Source organism: Mesorhizobium sp. C277A (assembly GCF_040324395.1).
In the GTDB taxonomy this organism is placed as follows: Bacteria; Pseudomonadota; Alphaproteobacteria; order Rhizobiales; family Rhizobiaceae; genus Mesorhizobium.
This window is the reverse complement of the sequence record NZ_JAMYVW010000002.1, coordinates 5,245,195-5,265,478: the sequence shown is the minus strand read 5'-3', so window position 1 is coordinate 5,265,478 and position 20,284 is coordinate 5,245,195. Positions and strand designations below refer to the sequence as shown.

20 protein-coding genes are annotated in these 20,284 nt (G+C 59.1%); 16 read left to right on the top strand and 4 right to left on the bottom strand.

The window, feature by feature from the left end; genetic code table 11:
- Positions 1-64: 64 nt before the first annotated feature.
- Both NKK52_RS26045 and NKK52_RS26040 read left to right on the top strand, forming a co-directional pair.
- Entirely contained in the window at positions 65-640 is a 576-nt protein-coding gene (locus tag NKK52_RS26045) for a YceI family protein (protein ID WP_023681381.1), read from the top strand.
- Between the two features lie 78 nt (positions 641-718).
- Entirely contained in the window at positions 719-1,705 is a 987-nt protein-coding gene (locus tag NKK52_RS26040; protein WP_023681380.1) for a Gfo/Idh/MocA family protein, read from the top strand.
- A gap of 85 nt (positions 1,706-1,790) precedes the next feature.
- Here NKK52_RS26040 and NKK52_RS26035 read toward each other — a convergent pair whose 3' ends face one another.
- Together NKK52_RS26035 and NKK52_RS26030 are read right to left on the bottom strand one after the other, a co-directional pair.
- The gene (locus tag NKK52_RS26035; protein ID WP_245261692.1) at positions 1,791-2,639 is read right to left on the bottom strand and encodes an alpha/beta hydrolase; all 849 of its coding nucleotides are present in this window, start codon (positions 2,637-2,639) and stop codon (positions 1,791-1,793) included.
- Positions 2,640-2,692: 53 nt separating this feature from the next.
- Entirely contained in the window at positions 2,693-3,058 is a 366-nt protein-coding gene (locus NKK52_RS26030) for a VOC family protein (protein WP_023672270.1), read from the bottom strand.
- A gap of 147 nt (positions 3,059-3,205) precedes the next feature.
- Here NKK52_RS26030 and NKK52_RS26025 point away from each other — a divergent pair, with 147 nt between their 5' ends.
- Positions 3,206-3,514: a hypothetical protein gene (locus tag NKK52_RS26025; RefSeq protein ID WP_023681378.1), complete on the top strand. Its 309-nt coding sequence runs from the start codon at positions 3,206-3,208 to the stop codon at positions 3,512-3,514.
- 32 nt (positions 3,515-3,546) lie between these two features.
- Positions 3,547-4,437, top strand: a complete 891-nt coding sequence (locus NKK52_RS26020; RefSeq protein ID WP_023672268.1) for a sigma-70 family RNA polymerase sigma factor — start codon at positions 3,547-3,549, stop codon at positions 4,435-4,437.
- A gap of 30 nt (positions 4,438-4,467) precedes the next feature.
- Here the strand turns inward: NKK52_RS26020 and NKK52_RS26015 are convergent, their stop codons facing one another.
- Positions 4,468-5,196 (bottom strand): GntR family transcriptional regulator, encoded by a 729-nt coding sequence (locus NKK52_RS26015; RefSeq protein WP_023672267.1) that lies wholly within the window; start codon positions 5,194-5,196, stop codon positions 4,468-4,470.
- Between the two features lie 147 nt (positions 5,197-5,343).
- Between NKK52_RS26015 and NKK52_RS26010 the strand changes: the two genes are divergently transcribed.
- The 9 genes from NKK52_RS26010 (at position 5,344) to NKK52_RS25970 (ending at position 13,100) form a co-directional block, all read left to right on the top strand.
- Positions 5,344-5,886: an autotransporter gene (locus NKK52_RS26010; protein ID WP_023672266.1), complete on the top strand. Its 543-nt coding sequence runs from the start codon at positions 5,344-5,346 to the stop codon at positions 5,884-5,886.
- A 46-nt stretch (positions 5,887-5,932) separates the two neighbouring features.
- Positions 5,933-6,319, top strand: a complete 387-nt coding sequence (locus NKK52_RS32270) for a hypothetical protein (protein WP_156939218.1) — start codon at positions 5,933-5,935, stop codon at positions 6,317-6,319.
- A 13-nt stretch (positions 6,320-6,332) separates the two neighbouring features.
- Entirely contained in the window at positions 6,333-7,616 is a 1,284-nt protein-coding gene (locus NKK52_RS26000; RefSeq protein WP_156939217.1) for a tyrosine-type recombinase/integrase, read from the top strand.
- Between the two features lie 237 nt (positions 7,617-7,853).
- Positions 7,854-8,102 carry a helix-turn-helix transcriptional regulator gene (locus NKK52_RS25995; RefSeq protein ID WP_198031472.1) on the top strand — a complete coding sequence of 83 codons (249 nt, stop codon included), beginning with the start codon at positions 7,854-7,856 and terminating at the stop codon, positions 8,100-8,102.
- 4 nt (positions 8,103-8,106) lie between these two features.
- Positions 8,107-10,464 carry an AAA family ATPase gene (locus NKK52_RS25990; RefSeq protein WP_198031471.1) on the top strand — a complete coding sequence of 786 codons (2,358 nt, stop codon included), beginning with the start codon at positions 8,107-8,109 and terminating at the stop codon, positions 10,462-10,464.
- Between the two features lie 146 nt (positions 10,465-10,610).
- Positions 10,611-11,099 (top strand): hypothetical protein, encoded by a 489-nt coding sequence (locus NKK52_RS25985; RefSeq protein WP_023681371.1) that lies wholly within the window; start codon positions 10,611-10,613, stop codon positions 11,097-11,099.
- Positions 11,100-11,149: 50 nt separating this feature from the next.
- On the top strand, positions 11,150-11,545 hold the full coding sequence (locus NKK52_RS25980; protein WP_156939215.1) for a hypothetical protein: 396 nt from the start codon (positions 11,150-11,152) through the stop codon (positions 11,543-11,545).
- A 584-nt stretch (positions 11,546-12,129) separates the two neighbouring features.
- A complete protein-coding gene (locus NKK52_RS25975; RefSeq protein WP_023681370.1) occupies positions 12,130-12,714 on the top strand; it encodes a Panacea domain-containing protein in 585 nt (194 codons plus the stop codon).
- Positions 12,711-13,100, top strand: coding sequence for a hypothetical protein (locus tag NKK52_RS25970; protein WP_050591936.1), 390 nt, complete (start codon positions 12,711-12,713; stop codon positions 13,098-13,100). Before NKK52_RS25975 ends, NKK52_RS25970 begins: the two co-directional genes overlap by 4 nt.
- Positions 13,101-13,853: 753 nt before the next feature.
- Here NKK52_RS25970 and NKK52_RS25965 read toward each other — a convergent pair.
- A complete protein-coding gene (locus tag NKK52_RS25965; protein ID WP_502903005.1) occupies positions 13,854-14,309 on the bottom strand; it encodes a very short patch repair endonuclease in 456 nt (151 codons plus the stop codon).
- On the opposite strand from NKK52_RS25965, the gene NKK52_RS25960 reads away from it, so the two are divergent.
- The 3 genes from NKK52_RS25960 (at position 14,223) to NKK52_RS25950 (ending at position 20,257) form a co-directional block, all read left to right on the top strand.
- Positions 14,223-15,968 (top strand): DNA cytosine methyltransferase, encoded by a 1,746-nt coding sequence (locus tag NKK52_RS25960; protein WP_502902997.1) that lies wholly within the window; start codon positions 14,223-14,225, stop codon positions 15,966-15,968. The two genes, NKK52_RS25965 and NKK52_RS25960, sit on opposite strands and share 87 nt — an antisense overlap.
- Before the next feature lie 63 nt (positions 15,969-16,031).
- On the top strand, positions 16,032-17,525 hold the full coding sequence (locus NKK52_RS25955; protein ID WP_031203664.1) for an ATP-binding protein: 1,494 nt from the start codon (positions 16,032-16,034) through the stop codon (positions 17,523-17,525).
- 5 nt (positions 17,526-17,530) lie between these two features.
- Entirely contained in the window at positions 17,531-20,257 is a 2,727-nt protein-coding gene (locus tag NKK52_RS25950) for a Z1 domain-containing protein (RefSeq protein ID WP_050591935.1), read from the top strand.
- Positions 20,258-20,284: the final 27 nt, after the last annotated feature.

The window sequence follows — 20,284 nt, the reverse complement described above, 5'->3', positions numbered from 1 at the left end:
GCCGCGCATTCGTTCATTGGAGTGAGGGCGCAACACTTCGCCTGCCCCAGTAAGGACAAAACCCATGTATGCGCGCATCTTCGGATTGGCGGCTGTTGCCGCTTGCCTTGCCATGCCTGTCTCCGCCGCTGTGGACCTCGGCGACGCCGCCGGCAGCTACACGGTCAACCCGGCCAGCTCCAGCATTCGCTTCTCCATCGGCAAGGTCGGTGGCGGCGGCCTCGACGGCGCCTTTGGCCGCTTCAAGGGCTCCATCCGCATCGACAACAGCGATGTCGGCCGTTCCGCGGTCAACTTCACCATCTATCCCGAAAGCGTCGGCACCGGCCAGGGCCGCATCGACGCCTTCCTGCGCTCCGATGCGGTGTTCGACGTGGCCAACAGCCCCGAAATCCAGTTCCGCTCGACCAGCGTAACCCGAACCAGCGACACCACGGCGCTGGTCAGCGGCCGGCTGACGGCGCGCGGCAAGACGTTTGCGGAAAAGTTCACTGCCGAGCTCGGCGGGCTGAAGGGCGGCGTCATTAAATTCCACGTCACCGGCAAGGTGCTGCGCTCCCGGTACGGCATGGATGTCGGCACGCCGATCTATTCGAATATCGTCAATTTCGACATGACGCTAACGGGCAAGCGAGGCTAGCAGGACCAGCGATCCGCATTGGCTTTTCCTGCAATTTCGGGCAAACCTCCTCGCCTGTAAATCGATAGGAGAAGCCTGATGTTCCGATGGGGTGTTTTGTCGACGGCCAAGATCGGCCGCGAGCAATTGTTGCCGGCAATCGTCGAGGCCGAGAATGGCGTTTTGTCCGCGATCGCCAGCCGCGACCTGTCGAAGGCCGAGGCCCTGGGCGAGCGGTTCGGCGCCAGGCATGCCTTTGGTTCGTATGAGGAGCTGCTCGCTTCGAAAGACGTCGACGGCGTCTACATCCCGCTGCCGACCTCGCAGCATGTCGAGTGGACGGCCAAGGCCATCGAAGCGGGCAAGCATGTGCTGGTGGAAAAGCCGCTGGCGCTCGACGCCAAGAATATCGCACCGCTGATCAAGCTGCGCGACCAGAAGAAGGTGCTGGTCTGCGAGGCCTTCATGGTCATCTACCACCCGCAATGGATCAAGGTGCGCGATCTCATCGCCGATGGCGCCATCGGCCGGCTGCGCCATGTGCAGGGCGCCTTCTCCTATTACAATGTCGATCCCACCAACATGCGCAACCAGCTCGATCTCGGCGGCGGCGCGCTGCCTGATATCGGCGTCTATCCGACGGTGTCGACGCGGTTTTCGAGCGGCAAGGAGCCACTGCGCGTGCAGGCGACGATCGAGCGCGACAAGAAATTCGGCACCGACATCTATTCCTCGATCCGCGCCGATTTCGGCGATTTCGAACTGTCCTTCTATCTGTCGACGCAGATGGCGGCGCGGCAGGTGATGGTGTTCCACGGCGAGAAGGGTTTCATCGAGGTGTTCTCGCCGTTCAATGCCGGGCTCTACGACCATCACCGCATCGAATTGCACAACCAGAACCATACGGAGGCGCAGGTGTTCCGCTTTCCCGGCACGCAGCAATACCGGCGCGAGGTCGAGACGTTTGCCAGGGCGGCACAGGGTGGCAAGGAGCGTGTCTTCACGCTGGAGGAGTCCGTGCTCAACCAGAAGGTCATCGACGCCATCTTCCGCGCCGGCGGCAAGGAAGGCTGGGAGGCCGTCTGATACAGCAATCTTAGCGGGTAATTTCATGGGAGAAGGGCGTCCGCATTGTGCATGCGGACGCTCCTTTCCTGTTGAACTGACGATCTCACGCGCCTCTGAGCGTCAGGTGCAAGGTCTCGGCGAAGCGGTCGGGATAGGGCGCAAAGCCCATGTGGTCGCCGGGGAAGGCGGCGCGCTTGCTGCCGAGCCCGTCGGCCAGCGCCTTGCCCATGCCGTCGATCGGCTGGCCGATGGACTCTTCGCCGATGCCGACCACGACCGGGCGGCCGCGCAGCGCCTCGATATCAGGACGGTAGAGCGACAGCGGCATGACGCCATGCGCCAGCCAGTATTCGAAATTGCCGCTGACCCTGGCAAAGGTCTCGGCCTCCTCGGGCGACGGTTCGAACGAAGGCGGTCCGTCCTGCGGCCCGGCTTCATCCTGACCCGGCCCTTCCGACAGGCTGTTCTCGCTGAAGAATTTCTGCATCGCCGCCTCGACACCCTGGCTGCGATAGGTGTCGTGCAGGTCGCGCATGCCGGCCAGTGACGGCGACGGGTCGTCGAGCAGCATCATGCTGGGCGGCTCATGCGCCACCAGTGCACGAACCCGGCCGGGATGGCGGGCGGCGAGGTTGAGCCCGATCTGGGCGCCGCCGCTGGTGCCGAACACATAGGCCGGTCCGGCGCCAAGCGCCTCGATCAATCGCGCGGCATCGTCGCCATGGACATCGAGGTCCTGCTCTTGCGGCTCTCCGTCGAAGGTGCTGCGCGAATTGCCGCGCGGATCATAGGCGACCACCGTGTAGCGGTCGGCGAGGTGGCCCGCGACATCGGCGAAGACGCCGGCGTCCTGCGGTCCGCCGGGGATTATCAACAGTACGGGGCCGGAACCGCGCATCTCATAATAGAGGCTGGCGCCCGGTACTTTCAGCGTCGACGTTTGGGGGGTCATGTCCATCTCTCCTGTTGTTCTCATGTCAAAGTTCGGCTTTGCGCCGGGTCCGATCATTTGCTGGCGACAACCATGCGGTTGCCCTCGCTGTCGCGGAATTCGGCGACTGTGCGGCCCGGCTGCCAAGGCGCTTCCTGCGGCTCGGTGATGATTTCGACGCCGCGCGCCTTCAGGCCCGCGACCGTTGCCTCGACATCGCCATCAACGAGCACCAGCACGGGCTCAGTGCCCGGCGTGTCATCGGGGCGTTTGACGAAATGCAAATTGGTGACGGCGCCGGGAAATGTCAGCTCGATCCAGCGCCAGCCGCTGTCGCCCATCAGCTGGTCCTCCGCCACTTGGCAAGCAAGATGTCCGGTGTAGAAGGCCTTGGCGCGGTCCTGGTCGAACACCGGCAATTCGGCAAACTGGATGTGCATGATGGGTCTCTCCTGCTCCTGGACGGCTGCCGCGCAGCCGTCGACGGGAAAGACGATCCGGACGATCGAAAAGATTCGCCGGGCGACGAATCTTTTCGAGGCCGCGAAACGTCTTCTCTGTGCAGAGTTGAAAAACAGGAGACGACAATGGGCTACAATCTCATCCGCTACGGCGTGAAGGACGAAAGCATCGCCGAGAACCGTATGCTGGTTGCACAGGTGTTCGAGGCACTCGACGACACGAAGCCGCAATCCGTGCGCTACCTCGTCCTGGAACTGGAGAATGGCGAGTTCATCCATCTTGTCAGCCAGGATGGCGACGGCCTGACGGGGCTCGCAGCCTTCAAGGCCTTCAGCGCCGATCATGCCGGGCGCCGCTCGACGCCGCTTGCCAGATCGCCGGCAAAGATCGTCGGCAATTATCGTATGCTGGCCGGCGAGGTCGTGCCGGCTTGAATGCAAAGACCGGCATTTTGGGAACGGACAGGATGAACACAGCAAAACTCGACCGCGTTGCCCTGGAGGCGATGCTCGGCGCCTTGCGACCGAAGCTGCACCGCTACTGCGCCCGCATGGCCGGCTCGGTGATCGATGGCGAGGACATCGTCCAGGAGACACTGATCAAGGCACTGCAGGCCATCGACGGCGACGCCACCGTTGGGCGTCCGGAGCAATGGCTGTTCCGCATAGCCCACAATGCCGCGCAGGATCATCTGCGCCGGCGCCAGCGGGAGCAGGCGCGCATGAGCGAGACCGACATGACGACGATCGAAGACCCCTCCGCAAGCGCCGATGCGAGGCTCGCCACCGCCGCCAGCCTGCGAAGCTTCATGCAGCTGGCAACAGTGCAGCGCAGCGCCGTGATCCTTGTCGACGTGCTTGGCCTCAGCCTGCACGAAACCTGCGAAGTGTCCGGCGCGACGCTGGCCGCGACCAAGGCAGCGCTGCATCGCGGGCGGTCGCAGCTGCGCCTGCTGGCGTCACAGGACGAGCAGGCGCCTGCCCCAAAGCTCGACGCCGACGACGAGCGGCGCCTGCGCCGCTATGTCGACCTGTTCAACGCGCGCGACTTCGACGCCGTGCGCGCGTTGATCGCCGAGGATATCCAGCTTGAAGTCGTCAACCGCACCCGCATGCGCGGCAAGGCGCAGGTTTCCAACTATTTCGGCAATTACGACCGTGTCCAGGACTGGGCGCTGTCGCTCGGCTTCGTCGACCGCAGGCCGGCCATCCTGATCCGCAACCCGCAAACGGGAGATGACGCCGTGCGCGGCTTCATGCTGGTCGACTGGCAGGATGGAAAGGTCAGCCATATCCGCGATTTCCGCTACGCGCCCTATTGCCTTGCCGATGCGGACATCCGCTTCATCGACGAGTAAGCATCGGCCAGAGAGCGCGGACTTCGCGCCTCAGGCGAAGCTTTGCAAATTGGCGTCCTGCAGCTTGGAGCCGGCGAGCAAGGCCTCGAGCACCTGCTTCTTGAGCGACAGGCACTGCGAGCGGGCAAGCTTTGCGATGGCCGAGACTTCGGCCAGCTCGCAGGCAAGCACCAACTCCTTCTGCTGGCCGATGATCGCTTGCGTGAAGTCGCGCGATTTGAAGCCGAGATGGAGGACACGCTCCGACTGGTCGAGCGTTTGGTCGAGCAGGCGAACCAGCCGCAGATTGCCGGAGAGTTCAGCCAGGGCCAGGCGAAAGGCGCGGTCGGCCGCCAGAAAGGCGACATGGCTGCGCAGCGTCTCCGGCTTCAGCACCTTCTGCGCCGCCAGCCTGATGTCGTCGAGCCCGCGTTCGGTGAGGTTTGCCGCGGCCACCCGGAACACTTCCGGTTCGATCAGGCTGCGGAGGTCGAAGATCTCGTTGACGTCGCGCAGGCTAAGCGGTGCGATGACATAACCGCGGCGCGGCTCGCTCTTGATCAGCCCTTCCTGCGTCAGGCGGGCCAAAGCCGAGCGGATCGTCGCCTTCCTGATCTGGTAGCGGTCGCCGATCTGCTTTTCGGTCAGGCTTTCGCCGGGTTGCAGGACGCAGGCGACGATGTCGCTCTTCAGCTGCTCATAAGCTTCCTCGCTGCGCAATATGTCGGCGGTCGACGGCGCCTTGACGGCGGACGGTGACACTGATTTCGGAAGAGCCATATCTGCCTGCCCGTGTGGTCTGCCCGCGTAGTCTGCCCGCGTAGTCTGCTTGCCCGTTTCGACCATCCGGTTGACGGGTCTGTCGGCATTCGCTAGCCTGAGCATCTCAGCTGTATTGGTTGAGCTTCCCAATGGAGATGACGACAAATGTCTCTTGCCGCCAACTCGCCTCTCTACGCCGTAACCGCCGGTATCGTCAACGCAGCCAAAGGTGCTCATGCCATCGAACGGGTCAAGGCGGTGCTGCGCGAACACACCGACCGCTTCCATGCATCAGGCGTGCTCGCGCATGAGGAAGACGACGATGAGGTGCTGCTGCATGCCAGCCCTGACTTGACCATCTACCACATCACGCTGTCGCCCGGCCTGCGGTACCCGCCGCACAACCATCTGATGGATGCGCTGATCGGCATCTACAAGGGCAGCGAGACCAACTTCATCTATCCCGTCGACGGCAGCGAGATCGATGCGCCGGAACGCCACGACATCGCGGCGCCCGCGGTGGTGCACATGACCCCTGATACCGTGCACGCGGTGGCCAACACCGGCATCGCCCGCTCAGGCGCGCTGCATGTCTATCTCGGCAATCTGACCGAGACCCACCGCCACATGTGGAGCCCGGGCAGCACCCACGCCGAGCCGTTTGACAATGAGCGGTATCTGGCTGGAGCGAGGCCTATTGGGCCCTGATCCGGGAAAGGCGGAAGAAAAGTGAGCGTGCTGCGCGGCGGCGTGAATGAGCATTCAGCGTCGCTGCGCCCAGATAACGGTCGCCGCGTACTCTCCCGTTTCAAGAACATCGCAGCGCGTTTATAGCGCAGTCAGGCTGACGACTGGGGTAATAAATGAAGAAGCCCGGAATAGGCGGCGTCCAGTTCTCCAGCACTCGGATGAGGCGGTGCTCGGCAACGTGTTCCGCGACCTGCTCTTCATATGCGAGCCCAAGACCGAAAGCGGATCGCAGGAAATCGCAGATTCGGCGGAAATGGCGCGCCCGAAGAGATTCGAACTCCTGACCCCCAGATTCGTAGTCTGGTGCTCTATCATTTCGTTGAGTAGCACAGCCGATCTGGAAGCATCAGAAACATTGCCAAGCTACCTAAAACACGGCAATATTGCCTGATAGCATCAGTCAGTTGGAGAAGAAATCCGTCATGAGCCCTCAGAAGCATCCTGCTTCCACGCCTGGTCCTGCTTCCACCGCGCTTCCAGATAACGTTATTCGTCTACCCGGCTCGACGCTACGCCCGCCCGCGCCAGACACCTTCACGAAGGCGAACATTGCCCGGATGCGTTGCCCCGACGGGCGGCCCGAAGCGTTCTTTTGGGATGCCGGCTGTCGGGGCCTGGGGATACGAGCTCTTGGCTCGCAACGAAGGACCTGGGTTTATCAATATCGGGATGAGCACAAGCGCACGCGGCGAATTGCACTTGGCGATCTGACGGCGGTCAGTCTTGATGCTGCTCGCGAGGCGGCGCGCCGTTACGCAGCAAATGTCACGCAAGGGACTAACCCATCTGTTCAAAGGAAGGCAAAGCGGAATGCCGCTTCCCTATTTACGGTCGTCGAGACCTATCTGAGGCACGCGCGAGCGCGCCAGAAGCCACGCTCCTATTTGGAAACCGAACGCCATCTCATGCGGCATGCAGCCCCCCTTCATCACGAGCGGGTGGAAACCGTGCGACGGCGAGACATAGCGCTACTTTTGGACGGTGTAGCGGAAGCATCCGGCCCGGTCGCAGCCAATAGATTGAGGGCAGCCCTCAGCGCAATGTGGACTTGGGGGCTACGCAGTGGAACCATCGAAACAGACAACAATCCGGTCGCGTTTACGCCTCGCCAGCAGGAGAAGGCACGCGAACGTATCCTCAATGACAATGAGTTGCGCGTGATCTGGCAAGTAACCAGCGGTGCCGAAGATTATGCCCGGATCGTTCGGCTCTGCATGCTGACGGGCTGTCGCCGAACTGAAATTGGCGGGTTGCGCTGGCCCGAAATCTACGACGACAAGATACTGATTTCGGCAGAGCGGATGAAGGGAGGCCAGATTCATGAAATCTCGCTCCTCCCCAAGATTGCCGCTCATCTTCCAGTGCGGCCAACTCAGGCCGAGGGCAGCGTCTTCGGTAGGCGCGGCAATGGCTTTTCTGGATGGAGCAAGAGCAAGGAGTCTCTGGACGCAAAGCTCACGAAAAGCGATGCGAACATACAGCCTTGGAGCATTCACGACCTCCGGCGGACTTTCTCCACGAGACTTCATGATGCGGGCGTGGAGCCTATCGTGATCGAGGCGTTGCTTGCCCACAAGCAACAGGGGGTAGCTGCTGTATACAATCGCGCCTCATTCCGAGACGCAAAGAAGGTAGCGCTAGAGAAGTGGCACGAAATTTTGTGTCAAATCGTACGCACCGCCGAATGAAGCGCTTGCCTGGCCCGACCAAGTGCTGCGGCGCATGCTGTTGGAATCCTCCCCTTCCGAACGTTCAGCAGTCTGCATGGAAATCGACACTTGGCGGCAGGGTCTTCGCCAAACGCCACGAATCTCGGTAGATGAGGCAAATATTATTCAATGTAACCGACCTGAAACCAGCCAATTATAGACAATTGATTGCCACTAGGTATCATAGCTCATCCTGATCATCCTGGAGATATGTTTATGGATGGCTATATTGATACGGTTGTCACCGAAAAGATCCTTTCGAAATGGCTTGGCATCTCCCTTCCTAGCCTTCAGCGGCTTCGCTCCAATGGCAATGGACCCCGTTTCGTCCGACTGAGTGAGCGTCGCATCGGCTACCGCCGAAAGGATGTGGAACTCTGGCTTGAAGCGCGCACTTGTGACCGCATCGACGCTGGTCCTGCACAGAATGAATTGGAGCGTCAACAACGCCAGAGCGGAGAATGAACCTATGGGTTCCGCAAATGGCAACGTGGGCGCGGCTCAAGTGTCTCATCGACCAAATGGCTCAGCCGCAATTCCGGTTGGTGGCGCCAACGGCGAGTGCCCTGCAGTCGAACAAAAGCAAAGCGCCGAGACCTTTCGCCGTTCAGCCGTTGCGAATGGCTACTCCGTTGTAAGAGTGAGGTCGAAGGGAAAAAGGCCAATCGCCGACAACTGGACCCAAGGGGAAACGCTTAGCCAATTGGTACCTGTGAGCGCGGCGGCTGCAAACACCGGCATTTGTACAGCGGGTCTCCGGGTTATCGACGTCGATATTGATGACCCAGCCAGGGTTCAAAAATTTCTAATGGCGGTGAAGCCAATTCTACCCACTGGCGGGCTCATCCGTCGTCGTCCGGGATCACCCCGCTTTGCGTTGGTATTTCGAGCTGCCGAGGGTGAGCCGTGCAAGCGCGTCGTTGGCGGAAGGCGTGGCAAAATCGAGGTGCTTGGAAAAGGCCAGCAACTGGTCGTGCATGGCGTTCATGAAACCGGCGGTGAATTGTTCTGGCTCGCGGGCAGGTCGCCAGCAACGGTTCCAGTCGCCACAGTCCCGTCGATCACTGAGGATCAGATCGCCAAGGTGCTCAGTGCTTCCCGCGCAGTAGTCGGACTTCCCGTTGATAGCCAGTTCGCGAACGATCGGTTCCCGCCCCGTTCATTCCATACCTCAGAGGTAACTGGCCAATCCGACCTCGCTGCCGGCATCTCAATTCACCATCCATTCGACGATCTTGCTCCCGATCGACAGCGTTGTGCGGTGGCAGAGTGCCTAACGGCTATCGACAACGCTACCTCAGACCCTCGCAACCAATGGCTGGCGGTCCTGTTCGCCGTTGCGGATGCTGGCCAACGTGGCTGTCCAGATGCTCGCAGCTTGGCCTTGGAATGGTCCAGACGGGGTGCAGGCTGGACGTCCGAGGGGGAATTCGACTTGGTGTGGGACTCTTACAGGGCCAACAAGGCGGGTGGAACAACGGTCGGCACGCTCTTTCATTTGGCTCGTTCGGCAGGCGTAGAAATCTCTAGGCTCCTCGGTTCGTGTCAACCTGAACAGAAGCCTGCTAGCACGACACATGGCGGAGCCCTGCCTGTTTCCACGCTGCCAGCCATTCCGCCGAAACGCCAGTGGCTTCACGGGACAGATTTGGTTCGCGGAGCCGTTTCCCTGATCGTTGCGCCAGGCGGCAAGGGCAAGTCGTCATTTCTGACCTCACTTGCTCTGGCATGTGCGTCAGGACGCCCCCTTCTAGACAGTCACGTATTCGGGGGGAGGCTTCGAGTTCTTTACATCAACGCTGAGGACTCGACCGATGAGATTGCTCTGCGCGTGCGCGCAGCGATGGCGCACCACCAACTGACCGACGCCGATGTTGGCGGGTTATATGTCGCAGGGGCGGACAGACTGTCTCTCACTTTGATCAGGGTGGAGCGTGGAACTCCTGCACTGAATCTGCCGGGTTGGCAGGAGCTTCGCGCGCTGGTCTCGCTTCACAAACCCGACGTTCTGATCCTCGATCCGCTCGTAGCCGTCGTGGGGGGCGCGACATTGAATGACAACGCCGCCGCAGCCCTGCTTATGCGCGAGTTGGTCTCGCTTGCGGCACTCAACAAGCTCTCCGTTATCATTGCCCATCACACGTCGAAAAATCGGGAATTGGGCAACGCCGACGCCGCAATGGGCGCAGCGAGCATTGTGAATTTGGCGCGCATCAGCCTTGCCATCGAACCGTTGAGGAATGACGATGCAACAAAAATCGGTGTCGCACCGTGGGATGTCTCGTCTATCTTCAGGGTCACAGGCACGAAGCAGAACCTGTCTCCAGCCGCTGCCGATGAACGGTGGTTCCGTCTTGTTTCGGTCGAGATGCCGAATGCGCAACCGCCAATCTATCCTCACGGTGACAAGGTTGGCGTTGTAGAGCTGTTCAAGCCCTCGCTGACTGCCACGCCGTTTCCGCAAGCGATGATTGCCGCCGCCCTGGTGGCGGTTGGCACAGCGCCCACGCCTCTATCTCCATCGCCCAAGTCTGCGGAGTATGCCGTTCCGGTGATAGCCAGAGCCCTTGCTCCACAGCGCAATGGCATCGCAAGCGACATCGAGGCAAAGGCCATTCTCGATCATCTTCACCGAATGGGTCGAATTCAGATCGGGCCCGTCCAGGTCAGCCGCACCGGGCGAGGAGGCTATACGCGACAGGCTTACATCATTGTTGGGCCAGTCCCCCCAACTGTCACGGGTTCGACTCCGCCGACGTCGGCCGTACCAACAGCGCATCATGGTAGCCAGAGTGCACCGAACCAGAAGCAGAGCGGAAAGCCATGAAAAGCCATTTCAGCCAATTTGGCGATCAAGTGGCTTGAGGTGGTGGTGGGGTGCGTCAGCGCCACCACCAACTACCGGGGGGTGTGGGGGGTGTGGTGGTGGCGAGACCGCAGTTGATTCTTGCCCTCGAATTAGGAGAACGAGTCATGTCGATGATTGATGCCGCGTGCGCGCGGTCCGCTTGGAAGGCGATAATGGCAGTCACCGTTGGCGCTCCTGGCCTCCGCCGCAACACCATTACGGGTGGGCTTTTTGTATTGGGCGAAGACGACCTTCTGGAAGAAGTCATGAAGGCGATTCCCAGGATTCGTGCCGTGGTTCATTTCGGCTGGAGCGGACCGTCGGGGCAGCGGCTGCCGATAAACCATATTGAACGCAAGGTGCTTGAATGCTCGACTGAGCCGACAGATGTGCTGTGGTCTCTCTTCGCGGGATCGCTTGAGGCTTCCGACTTTGACTATCGGCGGCACCCGTCGTTCATTGAGTATGCAGCAGGGGTCTTCGCCGCGCATCACAACCGGCGTTTGCTCGAAAAAGACCCTTCGTTGGCTTCCGAGTACCCACCCAAGCCGCTGGCGGGCCTCGACCATCGATCCACCGCATGGCGTCCAGTGTCCGGGTCTGGACGGCTTTAACGGTTTATATTCCTATAGATCTGATCATTTGACCATTGGACCTTGCAGGCATGAAGATTCGTCAAGCCAGGACGTGGGCCGTTCCAACCTCTCCACTGGAGCACCGTCCGTTTCTTTCACAATTGCGGACCATTCGCAGCGAGTTACAAGCCCGCAAGAGCGACCCGTGGCAAGAGCGGCTTGCCCTTCTTCGAGGACAAAAAGGGAGCGACGGTGTCGAGCGTGTTTCGACGGAAGCCGTGTTCGACCATTTGAACTTAAAGCCCGTTCAACGCACGCCTGAAGCCGGCAAGCGGGTAAAGGCCATGATGGGTGGCTTAGGGTGGACCTGGGTTCGCGCTCGTCACGTCACGGGTTCGGGCTCGGTAGGGCGGGTGCGGGGGTACGCCAGAGCTAGCGATAACACGCTGGAGGGTAACATCGAACTGGACAGCAAAAACTGCTGACATTCGCGCGTCGATCTCGTTCGGTTGGGTGGTAATCAAATTTGGGGTAGGTAGCAGTTACACTAAGGCTAAAATGGGTGGCTACTCGCCACCTTTCTCTAAAGCCATGCGTCGCCATCTCTTGGAGCTTTCGCTGAGAGCCCTCTCGAATCGACGTCTTCGATAACACCAAGAGCTTGCCTAACGACAGCTTCATCCAGCCTATCGCGATGAATTATCTGGGTGAAATATCGCTGCAACAAATCTCTGCGTCTGGCTTCCGTGGCTTCCCGCCAACTGCGATCACAGGCGCCCGCCGACATCGGGTGGGCCTTAAGGTGTGGCGACTGTGGGATTTTTGTAATGGCGATTTGTCCGGCGGTTGGTGCCGTTTCGAAAACGCCGCGCGCTGGCGTCCAAACAATCATTGCCTCTTCAAGGTTCATCAGGCTTGCCCTTCCCGAAAAAATTACCGGTCTGTCGTTAAATGGTCACTCTGAGGCTTGAAAGCGTGTCCGTAGAACATAATTCTAATTGACAAGCGCTATGAAACAGTAGCTACGCTAAGCGTAGCTACGTAAAACGTAGGTGATTTGGAGAATTTCATGCTACTCGCCGGGTTCGATGTTGGCAAGGTTGCGAACGTTGTCGCCTTCCTGGCACTGAAGTCGGGGGGCAGCATTAACGTGCTTAAGCTCTCGAAACTTGTGTACCTCGCAGAACGCGAATTCATGGCGCGCTATGACGAGCCAATGTTCTATGACACGCTCGTGTCGATGCCGGACGGCCCAGTCGCGTCGATCACCCTGAACCTGATCAATGGCAATGTAGAGAATGAGTGCTGGTCTCAATTTGTGGCTAAGCGCGAGGGCTTCGACATCAAGGTTGTTCCGGGTGTGACGCAAGAGGCCCTGAAGAATCTCAGCAGGGCTGACGTCAAGGTATTAGAGGCTCTGTGGGATAAATTCGGAAAATTCGACAAATACGCCTTGCGGGATTGGACTCACAAGAAAGAGAACGTGCCTGAGTGGCAAGACCCGAATGGCTCGTCGCGCCCCATCCATCATGAGGACGTGTTTCGGTATTTGAAGAAAGACGACAGCTTGTCGCTTTCTAAGGAAGTTCACGAATACCGGCGCCTGCACGAGTATCTCGACGCCGCTGACGATTACCTCCACGCCGCTGAATGACCTATGTGCCCCACAAAGGGGGTACTCTGCTCGTCCCGTCTGGTCCGGCAGGGATGCATCTGTTTGTAACCGTAACCAACCAATGCAAAAATGGATTCCATTTGCTTGTATCGCTTACGTCGATAAAGCCCGACAAGGCGCATGACCCGGCGTGCGTATTCAATGGCGGTGAGCACCCGTTCATAGACAAGCCCTGCTATGCATATTACCGGCTTGCCGAGCAGCGGCACAGCAATTCGATCATTAAGGCTGTACAGGCCGGGCTGTTCATTCCAAGGGTCGATATGCAGGAGCCGCACCTCTCGGCAATCTGCGCGGGCATTGAAACGTCGGAGTTCATTGGACAGTGGGCAGTCGAATATTACCAGATTAACCTCGGCAACTGACGGCAAGTCAGCCTTTGACCTGCCAGAAAATGTGCTTGCCAAGTCCTTCGGTTGAAACGAGCAGACCTCCAACGCGGTGGTGAAGAAGGCAAGAGCCGACACGCTTGCCGACTGTCCTACAAGACGCTTGTCAGCCGTGTTCAAGCAGCGCTCTGGCATAACGTGCTTAGTCAATTCTTGCGTGCTGCACGCCCTTCCAGCCTTTCCAAGCGTCGATAAGACTATCCAAGCCACTTCCTATCAACTCACCTTTAGGCAGCAGCACCTAGCGATGGCAGTCTGCACGGTTACAATGGCCCTCGCACGCGATTGAGTGCGCGTCCCGAAAAGACACCCTGGAGGAGGCTCCCTATTAGCCTCGCTTTACCATGACATCCCATTACCTCGCGGGGTAACTTTGTTTCATGTCAGGAAAACCCACATTAGGTCGCCAGGACGACCTCCCTTAGCTCTGTATCGACCTTTTCAATTCGGCCGCCCGGGGATCATATTCATACTGGGTGATAGACTGGTCGCGAATCCGCTCCACGGCCTGGTCGATTGCAGCCAACGGAACGAGATACCATTCCCTCGGTTTCACCGGATTGCCGAAACGATCTTCATACGTAACGCCGAGCCGACCGGGATGGCGCGAAGACCCGATGCAACAAGGTTTCTAGCCTTGTCCTGTTTATGTTAAGCAGCTTGTAAGTCGCTACAACTTCGACGTCCGCAAGAAGATAAGCCTGCCCGCCTAAAGGCATCTGCTTGCAGCTAATCCGCGTGCGGGCAGACGCCACGCGCTTGTCGCTCTTTTACGATATCCTCGCTAACTTCAAATTGCACAAGGTCGGACCTAAGCCACTCGGCTAGCAGCTCAGCCACGGCCTTCGCCTGATTGCCCTTTCGCAGTGCGCATTCCCAGACCGTCGCTACCCTCCAGTGGGTCTCAAGTAATGCCGCGTGCGCGGCTTGGTCCCGCGCGACATTGGCATCGAACTTGGCCTGCCAGAACTCTGGTCTCGTCGCTGGGGTAGTTGCGTAGCGACATCCTTCGTGACGGTGCCAGAAGCAGCCATGCACGAAAATGACCGCCCCAAATTTGGGAAGGAGGAGGTCCGGCCGACCCGGAAGGTCCATCGCATGCAGCCGAAACCTAAAACCGCGCGCATGCAGCTCACGTCGCAGCACCGTTTCGGGCTTGGTGTCCTTTCCTCGAATCCCGGCCATCATCCGGGATCGGGTTTCCTTGTCGACAATATCAGTCACAGGCCTCCTGGCCTCCTCGTCATAGTTGATATACACCGTCCCAGCGGATCTCTTAAGGAACTTGAATTGCCTTCAACTTTCGGCATCGTCGATCTTTTTGCTGGGCCTGGCGGGCTGGGTGAAGGCTTTGCCTCACTTGTCGAGGATGGCCACGCGCCATTCCGGATCGGCATCTCGGTCGAGAAGGAGGCATCGGCTCATCGCACCCTTACTTTGCGCGCCTTCATTAGGGAACATCGGCGTCGGCACGGAGCTATGCTAGATCAGTTCATCGACTTCCACGCTGGCCTGATTGCTGAGCCGGATTGGGGTTCGGTAGATGCCGAGACATGGAAGACAGCAACAGAGGAAGCGCGCTGTCTGGAACTTGGCACAGACTTGGCCGCTAACGCGATCGATGCGGCTACATTGATGCTGCGCCGCCGATTTGATGACACGGTTCTGATTGGCGGACCGCCATGTCAAGCGTACTCGCTGGTCGGCCGCGCGCGAGCTAAGGGTACACTCGGCTACATTCCTGAGAATGACGCGCGGCACTACCTTTTCAGGGAATACATTCGCGTGCTGGATCGCTTGCGTCCGGCGGCCTTCGTGATGGAAAACGTCAAGGGGATACTGTCATCAACGGTCGAAAGCAGGTTTGTTTTTGAGATGCTGATGGAGGATCTGTCGTCGATCGGCACGGGGCGCGGCGAACTCTATCAGTTGCACGCAATCCGCGTCGAGAACAGCGTAGCAAGCTTGCGCACGGCCCGTCACCCCTCAGACTTCATCGTGCGTTCTGAGGCTTTCGGTGTTCCTCAGCGGCGGCATAGAGTGGTTATCGTCGGCATTCGCTCCGACTTGGCCAATTTGGTATCTCGCGCAAATATCCCCGTTGTGGATGCACCGCGCACAGTATCGGATGTCATAGGCGCGCTTCCCGCGCTTCGCAGCGGCCTCAGCCGCGGAGATGACAACGTGGAGAACTGGCAGGCAGCGGTGACTCTTGCGGCGAAGCAGCTTGCCGAAATTTACAGCCATGGAAACAACAACGAACTTCTCATCAGGTTCTTGGATCTGGCGCGGCAATTGCAAACGCAACTCGCGCCAGTGAGGTCAACGGTCGCACTACCAGTCGGCTATGGCAATTCGAACGACGAGCTCATGCGCTGGCTAGAACGCCCAGAGCTACAGGCGATAGCCCAGCACGAAACCCGTGGCCACATGACATCAGACCTTGCGCGCTACATGTTCGCGGCAGTCTTCGGCCAAGTTTATGGGGCCAGTCCGAAGGCAGACCAATTTCCGATCGCGCTTAGCCCCGATCATCGCAATTGGCACAGTGGCGTGTTCTCGGATAGATTCCGGGTGCAGCTGGCACATGAGGCATCTACTACGGTCACCAGTCACATTTCGAAGGACGGTCATTACTTCATCCATCCCGATCCGGCTCAATGCCGCAGCCTCACAGTACGGGAAGCGGCAAGGTTGCAGACTTTTCCCGACGACTACCTCTTTCTTGGCAACCGCACTCAGCAATACGTTCAGGTCGGAAACGCTGTACCGCCATTTCTTGCAAGACAGATAGCGAGGCTCTTGTCGAAGGCTCTGTCAAAAAAACATACCAACAGATCCTGAAGAGCTTGTAACTCTCGGACATTTCGCGTGAGAGTAGATCGCAACCCTCTCTGGATGTCGTACATGCATGATTCGAGTATAATGCGTCGGGCGGATGTTACCCCCTACGCGGCAGCCTTGATTGAAGGGTTGCGAGATGTTGGATATTCGCTTGAGACAGCTCTTTCGGACATTATCGACAATTCGATTACCGCAGGCGCACGGCGCATCGAAGTTCTGACCGAGACTTTTGCTGACGAACCATTCATTGCGATTATCGACGATGGAGAGGGCATGACGGAGGATGAGCTGGTCGCCGCGATGCGCCCCGGGAGCAAGAACCCGCTGGCGACCCGGGATCAGCCGGATCTTGGCCGTTTCGGTCTAGGCCTCAAGAGTGCAAGTTTTTCGCAGTGTCGGCGGTTGACGGTGATTTCACGCAAGACCGGAAAGTCCTCTGCGGCCGTCTGGGACCTTGATGACGTCGCCGAAAGAAATGAGTGGTCCGTTCAGCTGCCGAATGATCTATCCGCCATCCCGGGTGTGGACAGGCTGGAAGCGTCGGGTACGCTTGTTCTCTGGGAGAAGCTTGACCGCCTCACCGGGGGCTATACCCAAGACGCAGCTAAGCGCGCCGAAGCGATCAATCAGCGACTGGCTGAATCCGAGCGACACCTGCGTCTTGTGTTTCACCGCTTCATGGAAGAATCGAAGCCTCTGCGCATACTGTTGAATGGTCGGCTACTTCGTCCCTTGGACCCATTCGCTCGACAAAACCCCGCGACGATAGCCGATCCAGAAGAAAAACTCCCCCTCCTACGTGGCGATGTAGGAATCCAGAGTTTCACGCTGCCGCACCACAAGCAAATGGCCAACGCAAGCTGGGAAGACATCGGAGGGCCGGAAGGCCATCTGAAGTCCCAAGGGTTTTATCTCTATAGAGGCAGGCGCCTGATACTTCACGGCACTTGGTTCGGACTGTGTCGCCAGTCGGAACTCACAAAGCTGTCGCGCGTGCGGATCGATATTCCGAACAGCATGGACGGGGACTGGAAAATCGACGTGAAGAAATCGTCAGCCCAGCTACCGCCCGTGGTCCGGGATCGACTGAAAAAGGTTATCGAGCGTATCCAGGACGGATCAAAACGGACATACCGAAAGCGCGGGCAGAAGCTTGTCGATCACGAGCGTTTGCCGATGTGGCATCGGATTCAGGCCGATGGCCAGATCCGCTATCGCCCGAACATCAATCATCCTGCATTTGCCGATTTTGCCGATAGTCTGCCCGAGGGCTTCCGCCGTGGGTTCTTCAACTGCATCGCGCTGGTAGGAGCATCACTTCCTGTCGAGACGCTGCATTCGGATATGGCGGGCACGGCCGAGCGGATAGTGGCGGACACGGTGGATGAAGACACTCTGGTTCAGGCTGTCCAGTCGACCTTGTCCGTACTCATGGACGCCAAGAAGGATATCAAGGATATCATGTCGATGATGAAAGACGTGGATCCGTTTCGGTCTGCTTGGGAAGATACTCAGCGGATCATCGCCGCAACACTTGAAGCGAAGGAAAATCCGTGACGCCAATGCTGAGCAGCCTTGAAGGCATGACGTCGATGTACATGGCGTCGCAGAGCGGCGCACACACTGCGCAATCCATCCGTGACATCATCGCGCAACTGTGCGGCACGCCCATGTTCGCTGGAAAGGTCACTGAGGCAGAAGCCGAGGACCTCGCCCGTTTGATCGAGGAAAAATACGGAATCAGCATGGGTTTTGGGGCCGTTGTCGACGCCGAGGATTTTCGACCTTGGCTGCACGATGCCAAGATCAATGGCGAGATCGGAGATTTCTACTGGGGGCGTTACCGGCAGCTTCTGAACCTCAAGGGCCTGCCCAAGGCGGTGATCGAGGCGACTGACGAGGTGACTGACCGGGTGCTCGACCGGTTGGGCGACCCGCGCAACACTTCCCCGTGGAGCCGAAGGGGCATGGTCGTAGGGCATGTCCAGAGCGGCAAGACACAGAATTACGCGGGGCTGATCTGTAAGGCGGCGGATGCCGGATATCGGCTGATTGTGGTCATCGCGGGTATCCACAACAACTTGCGCAACCAGACACAAGCGCGGATCGACGAAGGCTTCATCGGCCGCGACACCGGGCGGCTGGCGCATGCCAACAGGGCACAACGCCAGAAGATCATCGGCGTGGGCACCTTCGATCAGCGGGAGTTCCCCGTTTCGCTGACCAACACCCTGCGCGATTTCAACAAGGCTACCGCCACTACAAATACCAGCCAAGTCGGCCAGTATAATGTGCCAGTCGTTCTGGTTATCAAGAAGAACTCAAGCACGCTGAAAAACCTGCTGGAATGGTTGAAGGAACATTCAGTTCATCAGGGCACACAGATGGTGCAGCAGCCCATGCTGCTGATTGACGATGAAGCCGACAACGCTTCAATCAACACGCGCTATGGAAAAGACGAGGTGACGAGGATCAACAGTCAGATCCGGGAACTTCTGTCGCTTTTCCATCGCAGTTGCTATGTCGGTTATACGGCGACCCCCTTTGCCAATATCTTCATCGACCCGGACACGGATGACGATGCCCTCAAGCAGGATCTGTTTCCGCGCCACTTCATCATCGGCTTGGATGCGCCGTCAAACTATTTCGGGGCGCAGAAGGTATTCATTGACGCGCGCGACGCGCATGTTCGGCTGATCACGGACAACGAAGACGTGCTGCCGATGAAGCACAGGATCGACGATCCGGTCGATGTTTTGCCCGCCAGCCTGGCCAGCGCTGTCCGCACCTTCATCGTCGCGCGGGCGATCCGAAATTCGCGTGGCCAGCAGGCGGCACATGCCTCAATGCTGATAAATGCCTCAAGGTTCACGGATGTTCAGGGACGGCTCAGGTCACGGATCAGCGACCTGGTCGCACGTGTACGAGATGCAGCAGCCGTGGATGCCGCAAAGGGCTCGTCGGCGCTGAGGAACCCTGAAATAGCTTCTTTGCATGCGGTGTGGGAGCAAGAATTCGCCGGTGCCGATGGGGCGGATTGGCCCGGTATCCAGTCGCGGCTCCATGAAGTCCTGGTCGCAGCAAAGGTGGTGGAGGTAAACGCATCAAAACGGTCCTCCCCGCTCGATTACGATCAGGCAGGCGAGCATGGCGTTACAGTCATTGCGGTGGGTGGGTTTTCCTTGTCGCGCGGGTTGACGCTGGAGGGCCTGATGGTCAGCTACTTCCTGCGCAACTCCATTATGTATGACACCCTGATGCAGATGGGACGCTGGTTCGGTTATCGCCCCGGATATGAAGATCTCTGCCGCGTCTGGATGCCTGCCGATGGTGTTGGCTGGTATGCCCACATCCACGAAGCCATGGACGACTTGCAGGTACAGCTGAAGCGGATGGAACTCGCCAAGGCAACGCCGGAACAATTCGGCTTGGCTGTGCGCAGTCACCCCCAGGCGCTGATCGTAACCGCGCGTAATAAGATGGGCACCGGCAAGGAATTTCCGGTGAAGGTAGGGCTTGCCGGAAAGCTGGTGGAGACAACGCGCATCCGCACGGATGCCGCTCAGCTGGAGAAAAACCTTGCCGCCGGGGTGCAGTTAGTCTCGGCGATCCGGGGCAGAACCGACTCGGTGCTGGAAGAACGCCCCAGGGGACTACTCTACAAGGCCGTGCCTGTCGCACTGATCCGCGAGTTTCTGCGCACCTTCCGAGCGGATGCCGCCGATCCGCTGACAGATCCAAAGCTGATGAGCGATTACATAGACGCACGGGCAGAAACGGAGTTGAAAGAGTGGGATGTGCTGCTGGCTAGCGCTCGAAAGGAAGGGGCCGTTGCCACCGTTATATCGGGAGTCAGTCTCGTCCCTTTCGAGCGCTCGGTAGATGCTGACAATCTCGCTAGGGGCGTTCTGGCAATTAGTGGTGCGAGCAGGCGGGTCGGTTCGGCCGAGGACGAGCGCGAAGGCCTCACCACTCCGCAGGTCGAAGCAACGCTGGCCGCCTACCAGACGTCGCTTGGCGACAAGCCGATGCCCGGCACCCTCCCCCCGAGGATATTCCGCGAGGCCCGCGACCGGCCGCTGCTGATCTTGCGGCTGGTCAAACCGAAGGTTGGCCAGGACGAAGCAGATACCGCGCTTCCCAAAAGCGATGTCCTTGCCTGGGGGATTTCTTTTCCGCTCAGCCAGATCGCCGGCGGCACCGTCGAATACGTCGTCAATACCATCCGGATGCGCGAGATGTTCGGCGATGATGAACAGGAAGCGGAGGCTGACGGTGATCCCGAATGATACGCCATGGTCGGGGCTGGAGGCCGG

What these genes read in the sequence shown, in the direction of transcription:
- NKK52_RS26045 (WP_023681381.1), top strand. Translation starts at nt 65, where the DNA reads ATGTATGCGCGCATCTTCGGATTGGCGGCTGTTGCCGCTTGCCTTGCC.
- NKK52_RS26040 (WP_023681380.1), top strand. Translation starts at nt 719, where the DNA reads ATGTTCCGATGGGGTGTTTTGTCGACGGCCAAGATCGGCCGCGAGCAA.
- NKK52_RS26035 (WP_245261692.1), bottom strand. Translation starts at nt 2,639, where the DNA reads ATGACCCCCCAAACGTCGACGCTGAAAGTACCGGGCGCCAGCCTCTAT.
- NKK52_RS26030 (WP_023672270.1), bottom strand. Translation starts at nt 3,058, where the DNA reads ATGCACATCCAGTTTGCCGAATTGCCGGTGTTCGACCAGGACCGCGCC.
- NKK52_RS26025 (WP_023681378.1), top strand. Translation starts at nt 3,206, where the DNA reads ATGGGCTACAATCTCATCCGCTACGGCGTGAAGGACGAAAGCATCGCC.
- NKK52_RS26020 (WP_023672268.1), top strand. Translation starts at nt 3,547, where the DNA reads ATGAACACAGCAAAACTCGACCGCGTTGCCCTGGAGGCGATGCTCGGC.
- NKK52_RS26015 (WP_023672267.1), bottom strand. Translation starts at nt 5,196, where the DNA reads ATGGCTCTTCCGAAATCAGTGTCACCGTCCGCCGTCAAGGCGCCGTCG.
- NKK52_RS26010 (WP_023672266.1), top strand. Translation starts at nt 5,344, where the DNA reads ATGTCTCTTGCCGCCAACTCGCCTCTCTACGCCGTAACCGCCGGTATC.
- NKK52_RS32270 (WP_156939218.1), top strand. Translation starts at nt 5,933, where the DNA reads ATGAGCATTCAGCGTCGCTGCGCCCAGATAACGGTCGCCGCGTACTCT.
- NKK52_RS25995 (WP_198031472.1), top strand. Translation starts at nt 7,854, where the DNA reads ATGGATGGCTATATTGATACGGTTGTCACCGAAAAGATCCTTTCGAAA.
- NKK52_RS25990 (WP_198031471.1), top strand. Translation starts at nt 8,107, where the DNA reads ATGGGTTCCGCAAATGGCAACGTGGGCGCGGCTCAAGTGTCTCATCGA.
- NKK52_RS25985 (WP_023681371.1), top strand. Translation starts at nt 10,611, where the DNA reads ATGTCGATGATTGATGCCGCGTGCGCGCGGTCCGCTTGGAAGGCGATA.
- NKK52_RS25980 (WP_156939215.1), top strand. Translation starts at nt 11,150, where the DNA reads ATGAAGATTCGTCAAGCCAGGACGTGGGCCGTTCCAACCTCTCCACTG.
- NKK52_RS25975 (WP_023681370.1), top strand. Translation starts at nt 12,130, where the DNA reads ATGCTACTCGCCGGGTTCGATGTTGGCAAGGTTGCGAACGTTGTCGCC.
- NKK52_RS25970 (WP_050591936.1), top strand. Translation starts at nt 12,711, where the DNA reads ATGACCTATGTGCCCCACAAAGGGGGTACTCTGCTCGTCCCGTCTGGT.
- NKK52_RS25960 (WP_502902997.1), top strand. Translation starts at nt 14,223, where the DNA reads ATGCAGCCGAAACCTAAAACCGCGCGCATGCAGCTCACGTCGCAGCAC.
- NKK52_RS25965 (WP_502903005.1), bottom strand. Translation starts at nt 14,309, where the DNA reads ATGGCCGGGATTCGAGGAAAGGACACCAAGCCCGAAACGGTGCTGCGA.
- NKK52_RS25955 (WP_031203664.1), top strand. Translation starts at nt 16,032, where the DNA reads ATGCATGATTCGAGTATAATGCGTCGGGCGGATGTTACCCCCTACGCG.
- NKK52_RS25950 (WP_050591935.1), top strand. Translation starts at nt 17,531, where the DNA reads ATGCTGAGCAGCCTTGAAGGCATGACGTCGATGTACATGGCGTCGCAG.